This is a genomic window from Candidatus Ornithobacterium hominis (genome assembly GCF_951229915.1).
Taxonomy (GTDB): domain Bacteria; phylum Bacteroidota; class Bacteroidia; order Flavobacteriales; family Weeksellaceae; genus Ornithobacterium; species Ornithobacterium hominis.
The window spans coordinates 1796122-1814222 of the sequence record NZ_OX579588.1; the positions used below are offsets into that span (position 1 = coordinate 1796122).

Sequence of the window (18101 nt, forward strand, 5' to 3'; positions counted from 1 at the left end):
TTTGCATTTTTAGGTATTTTTTTATTTATTTCTTGTTCTGATGAGAAATTAATTATCAGATTTAAATAAAATTGAATTTAAGAACGGTGAGTTTATATTTAAATAATATCAGACATGAAATATTTAGTTTCTTTAGTTACATTTACGCTTACATTATATTTAGTTAATGTTATTTTTGAATTTAATCTTGATTTAAAATTAATTTTAATTGCTCCTATTCTTTCGACTATTATATATCATATTTTGGAAAAGAAATATATAAAGAAGAAATAAAAATATAAAATTCCAGGCGAAATGCTTGGAATTTTTTTATGCGTCCGTTAATGGAATAGATTGGCTGATCTAGACAAAAAACAATCATTCCTAGCGTAATGTACAAACCTATGATTATTTTGAGAGTATGGTTGTAGAATTCAAAAAAGAAGACAGTAGCTGGTTATTACTCTAACTTTGATCGCTGGATTGATTTTATGCTAAATGACATAGGTACTGACTGGTAAATCAACCTCAAAAACTAAAAGTTTTAGATACTACTTTAAGAGATTCCGATGTAGAACGCAAAATTGTTTTTCATCTGAAATTTGAAATTTTTTAAGGCTTTACAAATTCTTCATCACTCAAGGTCTTCATAAATGAAATGAGATTGTTTTTCTCTTCCTCTGTGAGTGGAATTCTGTTGTTATTTTCTTTTAAAATAGGATCTAGATTTTCGGCGTCCAATACGCCTTTATCAAAGTAATCTAAAACGTCTTTCAGCGTGGGAAATTGCCCAAAACTTCCATAAGGTGCCGTGTATTCAATATTTCTAAGTGATGGCACTCGAAATTTCATGTAATCTGCATTTTCTCCTGTCACTCTAGCTCGGCCGTGTTCTTCCACTAAATCAGGATTATAGGGGAAGCCCACATTTCTGAATGTTTGGTCTGTGAATAGAGCGGTACTATGGCAAATGGCACATTTTTTTTGAAAGGTTGCATAGCCTTTTTTTTCGTTTTCCGTAAATTTTTCACCTTGGTTTCTAATGACTTTATCGTATTTACTATTAGCGGAAATCAAGGTATATTCATACTGTGCCACGCTATTGAAAATACGCTCTGCTGTAATTTTTTTATCTCCAAAGGCTTTTAAAAATAGGTCTATATATTCTTTATCATTTTGAATTTTTTCTATGACGTTTAGGATAGAAGAATTCATTTCTTCGTGTGTGATGATAGGAACTATTACTTGTTCAGCCAGATCTAGCTTATTCCCATCCCAGTTATAATATTTCATGAAAGCCATGTTCTGAATCGGTGGTACATTTCGCATTCCTACACGATTATTTATTCCTATAGCTTGTTTATTATTATCTGCAAAGGCGTTTGATTTTAGATGGCAAGAGCTGCATGATATAGTATTATCTTCGCTTAATCTTTTGTCATTAAATAATTTTTTCCCTAGCTGAACCCCGTACTTTGTGGGTTTATTTTCTGCAAAGAAATAGTTTGCTTGAGGGAATTCTTTTGGGAAATTCAATGGAATTTCTTCATTTTTATAATCAACAGGCATTTCCACCCTATCATTATTGCAAGAAGACATTATTATAATTGTAAAAGAAAAAATTAGATATTCTATTACTTTTTTCATATCATCGAATTTATCATAGTGAAACAGGCGACCTACAAAGCCGCCTGCTTAACTAAACTATTAAAAAAACAATTATTTAACCCCTATTATAGAAAACATTCCTTTATTTTCTTTGCTATCACCTCCTAAGTTATCCACAAATACTTTCATATTATTAGCTGTATGAATACTTGGTGTAGCATTAGGATCTCTCCCTTCGCTAGCTAGAGTGATTTTAGTGTCCCCGCTTAATAATTTGTCAAAATCTGCTTTGATGATAATGGTCGGTGATTTATGACCTACTACTACGTTTTTAGGCAAATCCAATGTTATATCTCTATATGCATCGACTCCTTGCTTATAGCTTTCTGGTTCGTCTTTTTTCCCTTTCACAGTGCTGCCAGTGTGCACAGATAATGTTTTATTATCAACATCATAGAAGCCCTCTATTTTTGTAAAACGGTATCCTGTCCCCCATTCCCAGTGCATTTTGGTATCATTAGCACCTGCTGCTTCATAGAATTTCGGGAATCTAGTTTGGTCTAATGTATTTAATTCTGATTTTATTCCTAAGCCAAATTTAATTTGTTTATACTCACTAGCTGGAATATTACTTAGGGTGTAAGTTAGAGAGTATGGTTTAGCTTGGTCTATAACCGTAGCTCCTTTATCCAAATCATTGATATGATAAGGAAGTTCTTTTCCTTCAGATGTTACCAAACGAATATTACTAACAACATACTTAAGCTCCTGAAAATGATGGACTTGACCTTGTTGAGAGGTATGCTTAGTTGCTGCTGCAGAATTTGCATCACCTAGCACAATTGCCTTGTCTGCGAAAGTGTTTGTAAATTCTAAATTCACATCGTTCACAACAGGAATCGACTCCCCATCACAGGAAAACAATACAGCAGAAATTGCTGATAAAACTACGTACTTTCTTAAATTTTTCATTTTTTTTAAATTTTAATTAAACATTAATTTATTTTATACTATTATATTTTAAAAGTTAAATTTAACTGAGGTGAACAAATTTCGACCCATTCTTGGAATATTCCCCCAATCTGCATACGTGCTATAATACTCATTCAGCAAGTTTTCTGCCCCCACTTGCAAGGTCACCTTGTACTGATTGAACCTCCAATTATAGTCAGCAGATAAATTCCAGATCATATAAGCTGGAGTTGAATCTTCACCATAGAAGGGGCTAAAATTTCTTTGTTTAAAATCACCATTTAAACTGGTTTGTATACCAAAATTTCCTAAATGCGCTTGCAATGAGGTTTGATAATTGAGCGGCCTGATGAACGGAAGATTTCCAGATTGGTTATCTTTACCTCTAGCGTAAGTCAAGATCCCATTCCAGTGTAAATGCTTTAAAACATCATATCTAGCCTTTAAAGAAAGATTAAAAATCGTAGCGTAATCTAATGATGTATAAGCTTTTACGCCTACAGATTGATAATTCATAGGACTTCCCAGATTTAATATTTTGCCAATAATATAATTTTGAATATAGAAATAATTTGCCTGAGCTGTAAGACTAAACCTCTCTCCGCTAATCTCCGCACTTGCATTAATTTCATAAGAAATCTCGTTCTTCAAATCAGGATTTCCTATATAATCATATCTATCAAAACTGTTGTAGATGTAATATCCATAAGCTTCTGATACCGAGGGAGCTCTATGCCCATATCCGCTACCTAAAGAGAATTTAATCGGTTTGTAATCTGAATGATAACTCAAAAACAAACTCGGCAAAATTCTGTTTTTTTCTTGTGATGCCCCTGGATAAAAAATCCAATTAAAATCGGGGTATTTGGCATAATGATGATTTAAACCCAAGGAACCTCCAAAATTCACTTGGTGATTTCTTGAAATATCCCAAGCATTATTCATAGAAATTCCTGCATAGCTGGTAGTTACCCAAGGCCAAGTATAAGCAAACATGGTTCTTTTGCTTCTATCTTGCGGGTACATTCGCATCTCTGCAATAGATGAATTTTTATATGCATTCAATTGAATTTCAGATGAATAATCATTATTTTTCAAATTAATTTTAGACAATAACCCATAAGTTGTACTCCAGCCAGGCATATCCATATGCACCAAATTTTCTGGGCGAGTTGTATCATCCATATAATGTTCCATCGTATTGAAATACAGCTTTGTATCCCACAATCGAATCCAACTTTTCTCAAACAATTGCTTGTAAGAAACCGATGTAATAAGCCCCCTAGAAAGCCATAAATCCATAGGCAAAGCAGGAAAACCAACATCTTTTGCCATATCAAAAATTCCATCTAATCTCACCGAAGACAATTCGCTAGTTTTGTAAGCCACACCCAACGAGGTATTGAATTTTTTGAACTGAGAATGTTTGATTTCTTTTTGATTTCCATCAAAATAGTTTCCTGCTTGCCGATAAGAAATACTCGCATCTGCCACCCATTTTTCATTGGAAAACGAAACATTTCCTAAATTGAAGAACTGCTTATTATTTAGCTCAAAACCTGTTTGGTAAGAGCCTTTGAAGCCATTCTGTGCTGTTGTAAATCTAGATTGTTTTCTTTTCAACTCAATATTACCAGCAACCGTGGAACCATGCAATCCGCCCTCTTGCCCTGATTTTATATCAATCCCAGCAAGATTATTGCTCTCAACATATGACGTCACAGGATCCATTTTATCTGTACAAGCACCAAAAACATGCATCCCGTCAATCGTTATCGTAGAACGTTCCGTGCTCATGTTATTCAACAAAGGTTCCCACGCATATGCTCCTCGCTTGATGAAACTAATCTGCTCTGATGACGCTAAAAACTCATCAACAGAAACCGCCATTTTCATTTCTGTTTCAATATTTCTCTTAGCTTCCCCAAAAACCTCAATGGTTTTTAACTCAACATTCTTCAGGCTATCCACTTGAAGTTCAGCCTGTTGAGCAAACATTGAAGTCCCAGCGAAAAGAAATAATATCAGCAGTTTTCTCCTTCTCATTTCCATTTCAAAATAAAATATCTATATGCAGTTCACCTTTCTCACCCTCAATGCCTGGAGTAAATTTTTTAGATACCTCAGTTCCCTTAATGATTTCTTTAGCTTTATTCAGCAAAATAAAATTCAAGGTCCAGTTCCCCGTCATGGTGTAATTTACCACTCCATGATAGTTTCCATCCTCTTTTTGAGTCAAATCAACATTATTCGGTGATGAATGATTTCCCATAGAAGGCTCTGGCATTCTAGGGTCTAGCAGCAGCGTATAACCTTCTGCCTTTGAGTAAGAAAATTGAGACGCATCTGGGTACTCACCTGCTGATTGAGCTGGCTCATCGTATTGATAAACCCCTGCAATTAATTCATTTTCTGCAACTTTGGGGTTTAGTGGAGCAATCAAAGCAATACAATATTTTTTACCATCATTCCCCACAAATTCAGTCATGTTTAAGTTTTTATTTTCCTGCTCAGCTACTTTAAAATTCTGATTTACTGTATATTTTTGATTTCCGTCTGTGAAAGAAATATACAAATTCCAATTATTGGATTCATTAATTTTATTAAATACCGAATAGCCTTTATAATACTGATTATCTGACTCATAAGTTAACTGATATTGATGCGGACAAGTTGATTTCTCAGCATTGTCATCAATGAAAATTGGTGAAAAAGTAACTTCTGAATCTTGAACGGGCTGATTTGTTTTAGTATTCAAGATTTTCAAACGGATTTCATTATATCCTTTATAGAAAACTCCGTTTAAAGAAGAAATACTGATTTGATATTCATCTTTTTTGAAAGACATAGTTTCTTTAAATTCAATTGATTGAGGAATTTCTCGTCTGATTTCAGCTTCAAAATCTGTTTTGTCTATCGTACAAGAAAATAGCATAAAAAAAACTGCCACAATCATAAAAATTTTGGAATAGATCATCCTTTTGATAAAATTTAAAATTTGGAAATATTATTTTTTTAAGCCTTAAAAAATTTTGGCTTTAAAATTTAAGCAGGCTCTGGAGACATTTCTACTATCAAACGTTCAATGAAATCCTCTTTCTATGACGGGTAAAAACACTATCAACACAAAGTCTATGAATTAAAATTCAGAGATTTTTTAAGGCTTAGAAAATTTAAATGTAGAAAAGGGATTTTAGACGATTGGAGGTCTAAATAGCGTTGAGTTAAAGTCGTAAAAATAAGTCTCTTGGTAAGAGAAGTTCGCCTCGACTAGCTGTTGTAGCTTCATCATATTTTTGATAGGATGATGAGCAGTCATTTGGCAAATTACGATTTCTTTTTGATTAGATGAAAATTGAGGTTTCTCATCTCCTTCGGCATCTGTAGCCTTTGCCAATTGCTTATTGAGGTGACATGTGCCATGGCAGTTTGAGTTTTTTTCCTCTTTATTAATGCAAAGTTCATTTTTGATGTAATCATAAAAAATCGCATATTCTATCCAAGGCAAAATTGGCTTGAATAGAATAAATAAAGATAATATGATGATACATCTCTTCACGTGCACAAAATTATGGTGAATTTTTAAATTTCGCAAATTAAAAAAAGACTTTTCTGTCTTTTTATGGTTTTTTTAAGGCTTAAATGAAAATTTAAAGAGTGAAATCAAGAGGTAAACTCAAGTTAATACGTGTTAATACGTGCGGCTAACCCTTAGACATTAATTTTTGCTCGCATCTATTCCCCGTTCATTTTCTTCAAAATATTTCAAAAGCTTCTCGGCACGGTGCAGCCCAACCACAGATTCTAATTCTTCTAAACTTGCTGCCTTGATTCGCTTGATGGATTTAAACTTCTTCAAAAGGTTTTGAATTGTTTTAGCTCCAACGCCAGGAATTTCTTCCAGCTCAGATTTGAAACCACTATTGGAGCGCCGTGTTCGGTGGTGTGCTAAGCCAAAACGATGTGACTCATTACGAACGTGCTGCAAAACCTTCAGCGTCTCCGAGCTCTTATCTAAATACAGCGGAATGCTATCATCTGGGAAGAAAATTTCTTCTAACCGCTTTGCTATTCCTAAGATAGACACTTGCCCACGAATGCCCAAGCGGTCTAAACTTTTTACTGCAGAACTCAGTTGCCCTTTCCCTCCATCAATCACAATCAGTTGGGGCAGTGTTTCGCCTTCATCTAGCATTCTTTTGTAGCGACGGTACACGACTTCTTCCATACTCGCAAAATCGTTGGGCCCCTCTACACTTTTCACATTGAATTTTCTATACTCTCTTTTGCTGGGCTTCCCACCTCGGAACACTACGCAAGAACTTGCCGGGCTAGTCCCCTGAATATTGGAATTATCAAAACCTTCAATATGATATGGCTCTTGCGGTAAGTGTAAATCTTTTTTCATTTGCCCCATAATCCGTTTGGTATGACGCTCAGGGTCAACGATTTTGGTCTGTTTTAATTTTTCTATACGATAATATTTCGCATTACGCTCAGAGAGTTCAACGATGCGTTTTTTATCCCCAATAAGTGGGACGCTAATTTTAGTCTGTGGAATCTCAAAATCTACCTCAAAGGGCAAATAAATTTCCTTTGCTGTAGACGGAAATCGCTCGCGCAGCTCAATAATGGCTTCCTCTAAAATATCGGCATTGCTCTCGTCTAATTTCTTTTTGATTTCAGAAGTGTGACTGCGGATAATTGCTCCATTTACAATATTGAAAAAATTCACATAAGCATAGCTTTCATCAGAAATGATGGAATACACATCAACATTGGTAATCGATGGGTGAACTACCTGCGATTTGGCTTGATATTTTTCTAGGGCTTCTAATTTTTCTTTAATCTTTTGTGCCCGCTCGAAGTCTAAATCCTTAGCAAAACCTACCATCTTCTCTTTCAGATAATGCTTCGCTTCTTGGAAGTTCCCTTTCAGAATCTGCCGTGCATTCTCAATCATACTCATATAATCTGCTTCCGTTTGCAAAGCCTCACACGGCCCCAAGCAATTATCTAAATGATATTCTAAGCAAACTTTATATTTCCCCTCTTGAATTTTCCCTTCAGACAAATCATAGTGGCAGGTTCTGAAAAAATAAATTTCCCGAAATAGCGACAAAAGAATTTTAGCAATCTTTGGGCTGGCATAAGGCCCAAAATACTCTGACCCATCTCGAATAATAGTTCTTGTGTAAATAATACGAGGGAAACGTTCTTTTTTGATGCAAATCCACGGATAAGATTTATCATCTTTCAGCATCACATTGTAGCGTGGCTGGTATTTTTTTATCAAATTATTTTCTAGCAAAAGCGCATCAAATTCAGTATTGACTACAATTACTCTGACGTCTTCAATCCGCTTTACCAGCATTCTTGTGCGTGCGATCTCATGCGTTTTGTTAAAATAAGAATTGACTCGTTTTTTTAGATTTTTCGCCTTCCCTACATAAATAACCTTCCCAGTTTTATCTAAATATTGATAAACACCAGGTTTATTGGGTAAAGTTTGGAGTTTCAGTTGTAGCGATTGATTCAAGCCTGTCTGAATTTTAATACAAAATTAAACAATTTCTTCCACCTCCACCCTCTCGTGCAAGTAAACCAAGAATTTTTGCACCACCAGAAAACCCAATTCATTCAATGCTTTAGCATAGAAATTCAACTGCTCTCCGTAGCGAGCGTTTTTCGCCCCAGTCTTATAATCAATTAAAACCCATTGGTTTTCTTGAATTTTCACCAACCTATCTGGGCGGAAAATCTCACCATCTAAAGCCACAAAATCCCTTTCGTTTAAATTTTCTAAAGGCTTAAAAAATTTCTCCAATTTCGGATGATGAAAAACTTGATCAAGATAAACTTGAAATTCCTTCGTTTGTTCCGCTGTAATGACTCCCTCTAATTCCAATTTCTCTAAAACCTGCATAGAGGCCGCACTGTGCGGAATCCGCTCCAAAATCAAATGAATTTGCTTGCCAGTAATGCGAGACACATTCCTTTCACTCTCTAAATCCGCATGCTCTGTACTGATTAGGATTTTATTTTGCCATGCATCTGCACGGTAATTTAAGTCCATGAATTTCAGCTCCCCTTCTGCTGATTCTTTTTTCTCTTTTTTTTCTAAAGCTTTAAAAATTCCTTTCTCATAAATGTTCCCTTCGCCAAATTGCTTCACGTAATTGAGGAGAAGCTTGTACAACCATTTTTTTGACTTCTCCACGGCTGGCCCAAACAGGTAAAGTTGCTGCTCTGCCCGCGTGGTTGCCACATAGAAGACATTGACTTCATCTAAAATTGTATGATTCACCTCATCTTCATAAGCAGCCTGCATCTGCGGTGGTAAATTCGTAGTATCTTTTGCCGCTTCTACATAAATGCGCTCTACGTCTTCATTTTCTAAATCCACCCAAATGCCGTCAATCTTCATTTCCCAGTCGCAGAAAGGCAAAATCACAATCGGGAATTCCAAACCTTTAGATTTATGAATTGTCATTACCAAAACTGCATCATTCCCCTCGGGCAGATTGACGCTGAGTTTATGTTCTAAACTCTGAAAGTGCCGCAGCCAATCGCTTAAATCTCCGTTTTGTTTCTGCTGGAATTTCAAAATCTCGTCTAAATAGCGAATTAAATAGGTTCTTTCTTGATTCTCTAATTGGAATTTCTGAATTAAATACTCAGTCAAATCAAATAAGCTTAAATTCTGAATGAAATTTAAATCTAATTGTAAACCTATTTTTTCTAAAGCTTTAAAAAATTCTATCGTATTTTTCTCTTTGTTTTCGAAGACAAAAGGAGCAAATTCCTCTTCAGAGAAAAAGTTTAATTTCTTAAGTTGACGTAGAAATTCAAATCGAAGCTCTGGCTTTTGCGGTTCATTATAAAATCTAAAAAAAGTTTGCAACAGTTGAATCACAGCTGATTCTCTGAGCAGCAGAGATTCATTGGAAATCACGGGGATTTCTTTTGCTTTTAGAAACTCACTCACCAAGATTGCTTCGCTTTTCCATCGGCAAAGAATCGCAATCGAGCTCAACGGGTAATCATTGGCTAAGATTCGCTGAATTTGCAGCAAAATCTGCTTCAATTGTGCTTCTTTACTCTTCAATCCCATTGCCTTAGAGTCGCAAATTTCTATCCGCACATAGCCGCCCTTTCGGTGATTGACTTTTTGCTGATTCCCTTCGATATAAATTTTCTCAAAATCTGGCTCAGGCAATTGAGGAGCTACCCAGCTAAAAAAATGATTGGTAAACTCAATTACGTTCTCAGCACTTCTGTAATTGGTGTCTAGGTGAAAAAGTTGTGCTGGGTAAATTTTATGACGCAGCAAATCTAGCATCAAATTCACATCGCCGCCGCGGAAGCGATAAATCGCTTGCTTGGGGTCGCCCACCAATGCAACTTCATGATTTTGTGCCAAAGCATCCTCTAGCAGTGGGAAAAGATTGTTCCACTGAATGCGTGATGTGTCTTGAAATTCATCGATGAAAAACTTATCATACCTTATCCCTAGCTTTTCGTAAATAAAATGTGCTGGCTGCTGCTGAAGATGTTGACTGATGGTTTTATTGAAATCTGAAATCATCAAAAAGTTACCCTCCTGCTGAATGTGGTGAATGTAGCCGCTGAGCTCACTGAGCAAAATTAAGGCGTTCAGTTTCTTTAGAATTAATTGAAGGATTTCATGCCGAGCTATTTTTTCTATGATTTTTTCATAAATATTTTTTAAGCCTTCAAAAATCTCTTCAATTTTTTGGCAATCAGAATCTGAAGTTTTGCTAGAAGTTAATTTTCTTTCTTCAAAAAAATTCAGCACATAGTTATTAGACTTTTTGATTTTCCCCTCAGTATTTTCTTTAAAAAATCCGTAGACGCCTCTGTTTGATTGGAAAAATGCTTCTGGGGGGATCCCATTTTCATTAATTTCATAGATGGCTTGCTGAGCAAGGTTTTTTATTTCATGCTGAATTTCAAATTGCTCTTTTTGTTTTTTTTGCCTGAAATTCTCTAAATACTGAATTCCCTTTTGATGGAACTTCTCTAATTCTGCTCGGAATTCATCTTCGAAGGATTTCTTAGCATCTTCGGCGAGCTCATAAGAAACATCCCAAGAACGGTCTTTTTGCATATTATTGAGTGCCATTTCTGTGATAATGGCACTTAATTCGTCGCCCACTTCTAGATTAGAAAATAGCAAATGAGTTGCTTCGTCGATGATTGGGGCGGCCTCCATTTCTACATCAAAATTGTAAGATAAGCCCATATCTTTGGCAAATGAACGCATCAAACGGAGATTGAATGTGTCTATCGTACTGACATTGAACAGTGAATAGTGATGGATGATTTCTTGCAAAGTCTTCTTGGCGCGTTGCTGTAGATTTTCTTCTGAAATTTCTAAAGCCTTTAAAAATTCTTGGTAATAATTACTTTCACTTGGTTTTTGGGCTAAAGTTGACAGTTCTTTCAAAATTCGGGATTTCATTTCTTGTGCAGCTTTGTTGGTAAAAGTCACCGCCAAAACGTGCTGAAATCTCCGTGGTTGACTGCTCGACAGAATGTACCGCAACAATTCCTTCACCAAGGTATAGGTTTTTCCTGAGCCAGCGGAGGCGTTGTAAATCTTCAGAGGAGAGTTTAATTCCATTTGATAAAAGTAATGAATTTGAAATTTATATCGTCTCTAATTTTTCAATGCGTGATGAAAACTTTACTTTTGCAAAAATTTTATCACATGGATCAAAGAGCACTCCTGTTTTCGACCCGTCAAAGTAAGGCTTTGGCAGAAGAAATTGCAATATCTTACGGGCAATCTTTAGGGAAAATCGTATTTCAAGAATTTAGTGACGGAGAATATCAACCTTCTTTTGAGCAAAGCATCAGAGGCGCACGTGTTTTCTTGATTGGCTCTACGTTTATGCCTGATATTAATTTAATGGAAATGCTCTTGATGTGCGATGCTGCCAAGAGGGCTTCTGCAAAGAATGTGACGGCGGTGATTCCCTATTTTGGCTATGCCAGGCAAGACCGAAAAGACAAACCCCGTGTGCCAATCGGGGCTAAGCTGGTGGCAAATCTACTGAGTGCTGCTGGTGCTACTCGCATCATGACTATGGATTTACATGCCGACCAGATTCAAGGTTTTTTTGAAATTCCAGTAGACCACATTTATGCTTCTACGATTTTGGTAGATTATGTTCAGAACTTAAATTTAGATAATCTAATGATTGCTTCCCCAGATATGGGGGGAGCTAAACGTGCCAATGCGTATGCCAACCATTTAAATTCTGATATCGTTATTTGCTATAAGGAACGAAAAAAAGCAAACAAAATTGAGCGAATGATGCTGATTGGTGACGTAAAAGATAAAAATGTAATTTTAGTAGATGACATGGTAGATACTGCTGGCACCATAACCAAAGCTGCAAATCTAATGATGGAAAAAGGAGCTAAAAGCGTTCGTGCTATGGCTACTCATGCAGTTTTATCTGGGCAGGCTTATGAGCGCATTCAAGAATCTGCACTAGAAGAATTAGTTGTAACAGATACAATTCCTCTAAAAAGAAATGATGTAGATAAAATTAAAGTTGTATCTTGCGCACCGTTATTTGCTGAAGTAATGCATTTGGTGCACAACAAAGAATCTATTAGCAATAAATTTGTAATTTAATTATTAAAATAAATATAGTAAAATGAAATCATTAACGATTCAAGGGAAAAAAAGAGAAAGCGTTGGAAAAACGAGTACACGTGCCCTGCGTAATGCTGAACGAGTACCTTGTGTTGTTTACGGTGGAAGCGAGCCCATCCATTTCTCTGCCAACGTGCGAGAGTTCAAGGACTTAGTCTACACCCCGGAAGCACACATTGTAAATCTTGAGCTAGAAGGTGCAGACTCTGTAAATTGTGTTTTACAAGACATTCAGTTTCATCCAGTGACTGATGAGATTTTACACATTGATTTCTATGAAATCAATGAGAATAAACCAGTTGTAATGACTGTTCCTGTAAGGCTAGAAGGTAGAGCACGTGGTGTGATGGCTGGTGGTGTATTACGATTCAACCAAAGAAACTTAAAAGTAAAAGCGATTCCGTCTAAATTGCCAGATGAAATCGTGGTGAATATTTCTTCTATGCGAATTGGCCACAAGAAATACATCAAAGATCTGCGTGTAGACGATTTTGAATTAGTACACCCAGATAACCAAGTTGTTTGTATGATTAAAACGGCTAGAACTGCTATTGCTATTGCCGATGATGATGAAGATGAAGAAGATAGCGAAGCAGCAGAAGACCAAGCAACTGAAGCCGCAGAGGGTAACAATGATTCTGCTGAAGAAACTCAGGAGTAAAAATTTTTTAAGCCTTAAAAAAAGTCATTCTAAATTATCTTTAGAGTGACTTTTTTATAATATCAAACAATCGATTTAAAATTTCTTTTTAGCATATTTGTAGTCTAAATTGATTCAATGATGTATCAATCTTTTTTCAAACGAATCTTTGATTTCTCTTTAGCTTTATTGGGTTTTATCTTCTTATTACCCATCTTCATCATCGTTTATATCAGGTTGTATATTGCAAATCATGGCAAACCTTTCTTCTTCCAAATCAGACCTGGAAAGAACGAAAGGCTATTCAAAATCATCAAGTTCAAAACCATGAACGATAAAAAAGATGCTCAAGGCAATTTGTTACCTGATGCAGAGAGATTAACTTCCGTTGGGCAATTCGTGAGGAAAACTTCACTTGATGAGATTCCTCAATTAATTAATGTCATCAAAGGTGATATGAGCTTAGTCGGCCCTCGCCCTCTACTGCCAGAGTATTTGCCGCTGTACAATGAGCATCAAAAGAAAAGACATAAAGTTAGGCCAGGCATCACAGGTTGGGCTCAAGTAAACGGAAGAAATGCCATATCTTGGGAGCAAAAATTTGATTATGACGTGTGGTATGTTGAAAATTTAAATTTTATTTTGGATTTAAGGATTATTTACTTAACTTTCTTGAAGGTTTTTAAATCAGAAGGGATTTCAGCCAAAGGGCAAGTAACGATAACTAAATTTACTGGAAACGCAAAGTAGAATGGTGATTTTTGGCGCAAGCGGACACGGCAAAGTGGTTGCCGATATTATCAAGCTAGAAAATAAATTTAGTGTCGATTGTTTTTTGGACGATGCTGAGAAAGGAGATTCTTTTTACGGATTTCCTCTTTATTTAAGAGAAGGCTACTTTCAAGAAATTAAAAATTTATTCATCGCCATAGGAGATAATAGAATAAGAAAGAAAATTCATGGTGAATTTAACGTTAATTTCCCTTCTATTAAACATCCTTCAGCTATTTTATCAAATTCTGTAACAATAGGAGAGGGAACCTGTTTTATGGCGAATTCTACAGTGAATGCAGATACCAAAATCGGGAAGCAGTGTATCGTAAACACGAGTGCAAGTATAGACCACGATTGTGAAATTGGTGATTATGTTCATGTTTCACCTAATGCTTCGTTAGCTGGGAATGTGAGCGTGGGCGAATTAAGCCATATAGGAATTGGAGCTTCAATCATTCAAGGAATAAATATTGGTAAAAATGTTATGATTGGTGCAGGGAGTGTAATTATCAATAATATTCCTGACCACTCAATTGTAATTGGCGTCCCTGGAAAAATAATAAAGAAAAATGAGTGACGAAAAAATATGGTTGTCTTCTCCACACATGGGAGGGGAAGAGTTAAAGTATATTCATGAAGCTTTTGAGCAAAACTGGATTGCTCCGCTTGGTCCAAATGTGAATGAATTTGAGAAAAGCTTAGAAGATTATTTGGGGAACAATGTTTCTGTAGCGGCCTTATCTTCGGGCACTGCGGCTATTCATCTAGGTTTAAAATTATTAGATGTTCAAGCTGGCGATGAAGTTATTTGCCAAAGCATGACGTTTGCCGCTTCTGCTAATCCCATACAATATTTAGGCGCGAAACCTATTTTTGTGGACAGTGAAATAGAGACTTGGAACATTTGCCCGCAAGCGCTGGAAGATGCCATTAAAGATAGAATAAAAAAAGGGGTGAAGCCAAAAGCCATTATTGGCGTTCATCTATATGGAATGCCTTATCAACATAAAGAAATAAGGGAGATTTCAGAAAAATACGAAATTCCTGTTTTGGAAGATAGTGCAGAAGCTTTAGGTAGCTTCTATGACGGGAGGGCCTGTGGAACTTTAGGAGATATTGGCATTTTAAGCTTTAACGGGAATAAAATTATTACCACTTCGGGCGGTGGAGCCTTAGTAGCACATTCAGAGGAAATTAAAAATAAAGCCGTTTTCCTTGCGACTCAGGCTCGTGACGATGCTCCGCATTATCAGCACAGCGAAATCGGGCACAATTATAGGCTGAGCAATGTCTCTGCTGGGATTGGGCGAGGGCAAATGAAGGTTTTGAACCAATGGGTAGAAGCTAGAAGACAGGTTTTTGAATTTTATAAAGGCTTTCTAAAGGATTTTGAACATATTGTTTTGCAGAGTAATCCTTCAGATAAATTCTCACCAAACAGATGGCTAACGGCTCTTTATTTTGACGATAAAAATGGATATGATTTGAGAGAAAATTTAAGGCTTAAATTATTAGAAAAAAACATTGAATCTAGGCCATTATGGAAGCCCATGCATTTGCAGCCAGTCTTCAAAGATTTCCCATACTATGGCTCTTCTGTTTCAGAAAACCTCTTCAGTAAAGGAATTTGTTTGCCAAGTGGTTCTAACTTGACTTTAGAAGAAAAAGATAGAATAAAAAGAGTTATAATAGATATTTTATAATTATGCCTAATTCAGCAGCTAAACAAAGAAAAAATTTATATAATCAAACCAAATCATTAGCTGGTAAGATTTACAATATGGAGCACCTGCCCCGGTGGGCTGTGTTGCTTATTGATGTTTTTATTATTTCTTGCTCTTTACTTATCACTTATACTTTTATGCATTTATGGAATGTAGTAGATGGCTTCAGTCCGTTAAATGACATTTACAGTATTTTCATCGTCTTTATCATTTCGGTCATCTATTTGCTTTCTTTTAATATTTCATCAGGCGTCATTCGGCACTCTTCATTGCATGATATTATAAAAATTAGCTTGGCCTGTACGCTAAATCTTTTCACATTACTTGCCATCTCTTATGGGTATTATTATTTAAATGAAATCAAGCTTTTCTATGACCCTTCTATTATATTTCACTCCATTATTAGTTTTTTAGGCTTGATTCTATTTCGATTTTATGTCAAGCTAGCTTTCATTAATTTCACTAAATGGTTTAACTCTGAAAACAATGAAAATATCTTGGTTTTCGGTACAGACGAGGGAGCTGTTGCCATAGCTAACACCATCAAAGACAGAAATCAAGTATTTAATTTAAAAGGCTTTATAAATCCTAAAAATATCTCTTCCAAAAACCGAATTTTATCAAAGAAAATTTATACAATCAATGATGTTTTAAACAATCAAGAGATTATAGACTCTATAAAAAGTGTGATTTTCGATGATGAATTTCTTAAAAACGATGAATTTGAGTCTTTGGCTAACAAACTTATTCAGAAAAACTACAAGATTTATCATATTCCCCTGAAAGTTTTTGATAAAAATGATAACTCTTCTGCTAATGAGATTCAAAGTTTAAAAATTGAAGATTTGCTTTACCGCGAGCAAATTACAATAGAAAATGATGAAATAAGCAAAAGACATATAGATAAGAATATTTTGGTAACGGGTGGCGCTGGCTCTATTGGGAGTGAAATTGTGAGAAAGGTTGCTCAATTTAGCCCCAAAATAATTGTAGTTGTAGACCAAGCTGAGACTCCACTTAATAGCTTGAAATTGGAATTAACCGAATCTTTTCCTAATCAAAAGTTTGTTTTTCATCTAGCCGATGTAAGTAATAAATATCGCATCGAACCACTCTTCAAAAAATATAATTTCTCTATGGTTTACCATGCGGCTGCTTATAAGCATGTTCCCATTATTGAAGAAAACCCTACAGAGGCGATTAATGTTAATATTATTGGCTCTAAAATTTTAGCTGATTTATCTAATAAATATAAAATCAATCGCTTTGTGATGGTGTCGACAGACAAAGCGGTGAACCCGACTAATGTCATGGGAGCTTCTAAACGGGTGGCTGAATTGTACGTTCAATCTCTTCAAGAGAAGCCTGAGAATACAACAAAGTTTATCACTACACGTTTTGGGAATGTGCTGGGTTCAAATGGTTCTGTTATTCCACTTTTTAGAGCTCAAATAGAGAAAGGCGGACCAGTAACGGTGACACATGAGGAAATCACACGCTATTTCATGACGATTCCAGAGGCTTGTGAACTAGTCTTGCAAGCAGGAACGATGGGGCATGGTGGCGAAATCTTTGTTTTTGATATGGGCGAGCCTGTTAAAATAATAGATTTAGCTAAAAAAATGATAAAACTAAGTGGGCTAGAGCCATATAGAGACATCCCCATTCATATCACTGGACTTAGGTCTGGCGAAAAGCTATATGAAGAATTATTAAGTGATAAATCGACAACTCTCCCCACATATCATGATAAAATTATGTGTTCTAGAGATGAGAGAATTCCTTATGAAGTCATTTCAGATAAGATACAAAAATTGGCAAGAGCATCTATCAAAAGAGATAAGGTTGAATTAGTGCTAATGATAAAGAATATCGTACCTGAATTTATTAGCCAAAATTCAGAATTTGAAAATTTAGATTAAATATTTTATTTTTTTACTTTTGTTTAAGATTCCTATTTATGAAAAAAATAATTTTAACCTTTCTAATTGTTTTTACGATTACCTCTTGCCGTACACAGAAAGATGTTTTGTATTTACAAAATATTGACAATATCCCTATTGAATTAGATAATTTCACCAACCCTACCATCCAAAGAGGGGATGTGATGACCATTATTGTAAGTGCTTATGATGAGGCTCTAGTAAAACCTTTTAACTTAGGAGGAGGAATCGCTAACACTACAAATAAAGCGACGGCTGAGCTTAACCCCAATTCATATTTGGTGGATGGCGAAGGTAACATTGAATTTCCAATGCTGGGGACCATCAATGCTGCTGGTAAGACAAGAAAAGCTCTTTCAGATGAACTTCAACAAAAAATTTCAGAATTCATTAAGAATCCTATGGTAAATATTCGAATCATGAATTTTAAAGTAACCATGCTAGGTGAATTTAACAAGCAAGGGGTCGTTAATTCAACCTCTGATCGCATTAACATCATGGAAGCTATTGCCAATGCGGAGGGAATGTCTTATTATGCTATTCGTGATTCAGTTATGCTAATTAGAACCATTGATGGGAAAAGACATCATACCTTTGTTAATTTACATGATGCTAATTTAATGAATAGCGACTATTATTACTTGAGACAAAATGACATTTTATATGCCTTGCCTACAAAATCAAGAGCTATGGAATTTAACACAAAACCTATAACCTCTGTATTAACAGTACTTGGGTTTTTAACTGCAATTATTGCTTTATTTAAATAG

14 protein-coding genes are annotated in these 18101 nt (G+C 35.6%); 7 read left to right on the forward strand and 7 right to left on the reverse strand.

Annotation, left to right across the window (positions count from 1 at the left end; translation table 11 throughout):
• Nucleotides 1-591: 591 nt before the first annotated feature.
• From QOX03_RS08440 to QOX03_RS08470, 7 genes are all read right to left on the reverse strand, one after another.
• Nucleotides 592-1626: a cytochrome-c peroxidase gene (locus tag QOX03_RS08440; protein WP_283670773.1), complete on the reverse strand. Its 1035-nt coding sequence runs from the start codon at nt 1624-1626 to the stop codon at nt 592-594.
• Nucleotides 1627-1698: 72 nt separating this feature from the next.
• Complete coding sequence (locus QOX03_RS08445) at nt 1699-2511, reverse strand: MbnP family protein (RefSeq protein ID WP_283670774.1); 813 nt, start codon at nt 2509-2511, stop codon at nt 1699-1701.
• 96 nt (nt 2512-2607) lie between these two features.
• Entirely contained in the window at nt 2608-4605 is a 1998-nt protein-coding gene (locus QOX03_RS08450) for a TonB-dependent receptor domain-containing protein (protein ID WP_283670775.1), read from the reverse strand.
• Nucleotides 4606-4612: 7 nt separating this feature from the next.
• A complete protein-coding gene (locus QOX03_RS08455; protein ID WP_283670776.1) occupies nt 4613-5515 on the reverse strand; it encodes a hypothetical protein in 903 nt (300 codons plus the stop codon).
• A 237-nt stretch (nt 5516-5752) separates the two neighbouring features.
• Nucleotides 5753-6118: a hypothetical protein gene (locus QOX03_RS08460; RefSeq protein ID WP_283670777.1), complete on the reverse strand. Its 366-nt coding sequence runs from the start codon at nt 6116-6118 to the stop codon at nt 5753-5755.
• Between the two features lie 159 nt (nt 6119-6277).
• Nucleotides 6278-8098 (reverse strand): excinuclease ABC subunit UvrC, encoded by a 1821-nt coding sequence (gene uvrC / locus QOX03_RS08465; protein ID WP_283670778.1) that lies wholly within the window; start codon nt 8096-8098, stop codon nt 6278-6280.
• 24 nt (nt 8099-8122) lie between these two features.
• The gene (locus QOX03_RS08470; RefSeq protein ID WP_283670779.1) at nt 8123-11206 is read right to left on the reverse strand and encodes a UvrD-helicase domain-containing protein; all 3084 of its coding nucleotides are present in this window, start codon (nt 11204-11206) and stop codon (nt 8123-8125) included.
• Nucleotides 11207-11293: 87 nt separating this feature from the next.
• Here QOX03_RS08470 and QOX03_RS08475 point away from each other — a divergent pair, with 87 nt between their 5' ends.
• The 7 genes from QOX03_RS08475 (at nt 11294) to QOX03_RS08505 (ending at nt 18101) form a co-directional block, all read left to right on the forward strand.
• A complete protein-coding gene (locus tag QOX03_RS08475) occupies nt 11294-12229 on the forward strand; it encodes a ribose-phosphate pyrophosphokinase (RefSeq protein ID WP_119057610.1) in 936 nt (311 codons plus the stop codon).
• A gap of 22 nt (nt 12230-12251) precedes the next feature.
• Nucleotides 12252-12911 (forward strand): 50S ribosomal protein L25/general stress protein Ctc, encoded by a 660-nt coding sequence (locus tag QOX03_RS08480; protein ID WP_283670781.1) that lies wholly within the window; start codon nt 12252-12254, stop codon nt 12909-12911.
• A gap of 120 nt (nt 12912-13031) precedes the next feature.
• Nucleotides 13032-13640, forward strand: a complete 609-nt coding sequence (locus tag QOX03_RS08485) for a sugar transferase (protein WP_283671761.1) — start codon at nt 13032-13034, stop codon at nt 13638-13640.
• A 1-nt stretch (nt 13641) separates the two neighbouring features.
• Complete coding sequence (locus tag QOX03_RS08490; RefSeq protein ID WP_283670782.1) at nt 13642-14241, forward strand: acetyltransferase; 600 nt, start codon at nt 13642-13644, stop codon at nt 14239-14241.
• The gene (locus QOX03_RS08495) at nt 14234-15367 is read left to right on the forward strand and encodes a DegT/DnrJ/EryC1/StrS family aminotransferase (RefSeq protein ID WP_283670783.1); all 1134 of its coding nucleotides are present in this window, start codon (nt 14234-14236) and stop codon (nt 15365-15367) included. Before QOX03_RS08490 ends, QOX03_RS08495 begins: the two co-directional genes overlap by 8 nt.
• Nucleotides 15368-15369: 2 nt before the next feature.
• Nucleotides 15370-17310, forward strand: a complete 1941-nt coding sequence (locus QOX03_RS08500) for a UDP-N-acetylglucosamine 4,6-dehydratase family protein (protein WP_283670784.1) — start codon at nt 15370-15372, stop codon at nt 17308-17310.
• A 38-nt stretch (nt 17311-17348) separates the two neighbouring features.
• A complete protein-coding gene (locus QOX03_RS08505; protein WP_283670785.1) occupies nt 17349-18101 on the forward strand; it encodes a polysaccharide biosynthesis/export family protein in 753 nt (250 codons plus the stop codon).

What these genes read in the sequence shown, in the direction of transcription:
- QOX03_RS08470 (WP_283670779.1), bottom strand. Translation starts at nt 11,206, where the DNA reads ATGGAATTAAACTCTCCTCTGAAGATTTACAACGCCTCCGCTGGCTCA.
- QOX03_RS08485 (WP_283671761.1), top strand. Translation starts at nt 13,032, where the DNA reads ATGTATCAATCTTTTTTCAAACGAATCTTTGATTTCTCTTTAGCTTTA.
- QOX03_RS08455 (WP_283670776.1), bottom strand. Translation starts at nt 5,515, where the DNA reads ATGATTGTGGCAGTTTTTTTTATGCTATTTTCTTGTACGATAGACAAA.
- QOX03_RS08495 (WP_283670783.1), top strand. Translation starts at nt 14,234, where the DNA reads ATGAGTGACGAAAAAATATGGTTGTCTTCTCCACACATGGGAGGGGAA.
- QOX03_RS08440 (WP_283670773.1), bottom strand. Translation starts at nt 1,626, where the DNA reads ATGAAAAAAGTAATAGAATATCTAATTTTTTCTTTTACAATTATAATA.
- QOX03_RS08450 (WP_283670775.1), bottom strand. Translation starts at nt 4,605, where the DNA reads ATGAGAAGGAGAAAACTGCTGATATTATTTCTTTTCGCTGGGACTTCA.
- QOX03_RS08500 (WP_283670784.1), top strand. Translation starts at nt 15,370, where the DNA reads ATGCCTAATTCAGCAGCTAAACAAAGAAAAAATTTATATAATCAAACC.
- QOX03_RS08480 (WP_283670781.1), top strand. Translation starts at nt 12,252, where the DNA reads ATGAAATCATTAACGATTCAAGGGAAAAAAAGAGAAAGCGTTGGAAAA.
- QOX03_RS08475 (WP_119057610.1), top strand. Translation starts at nt 11,294, where the DNA reads ATGGATCAAAGAGCACTCCTGTTTTCGACCCGTCAAAGTAAGGCTTTG.
- QOX03_RS08505 (WP_283670785.1), top strand. Translation starts at nt 17,349, where the DNA reads ATGAAAAAAATAATTTTAACCTTTCTAATTGTTTTTACGATTACCTCT.
- QOX03_RS08490 (WP_283670782.1), top strand. Translation starts at nt 13,642, where the DNA reads ATGGTGATTTTTGGCGCAAGCGGACACGGCAAAGTGGTTGCCGATATT.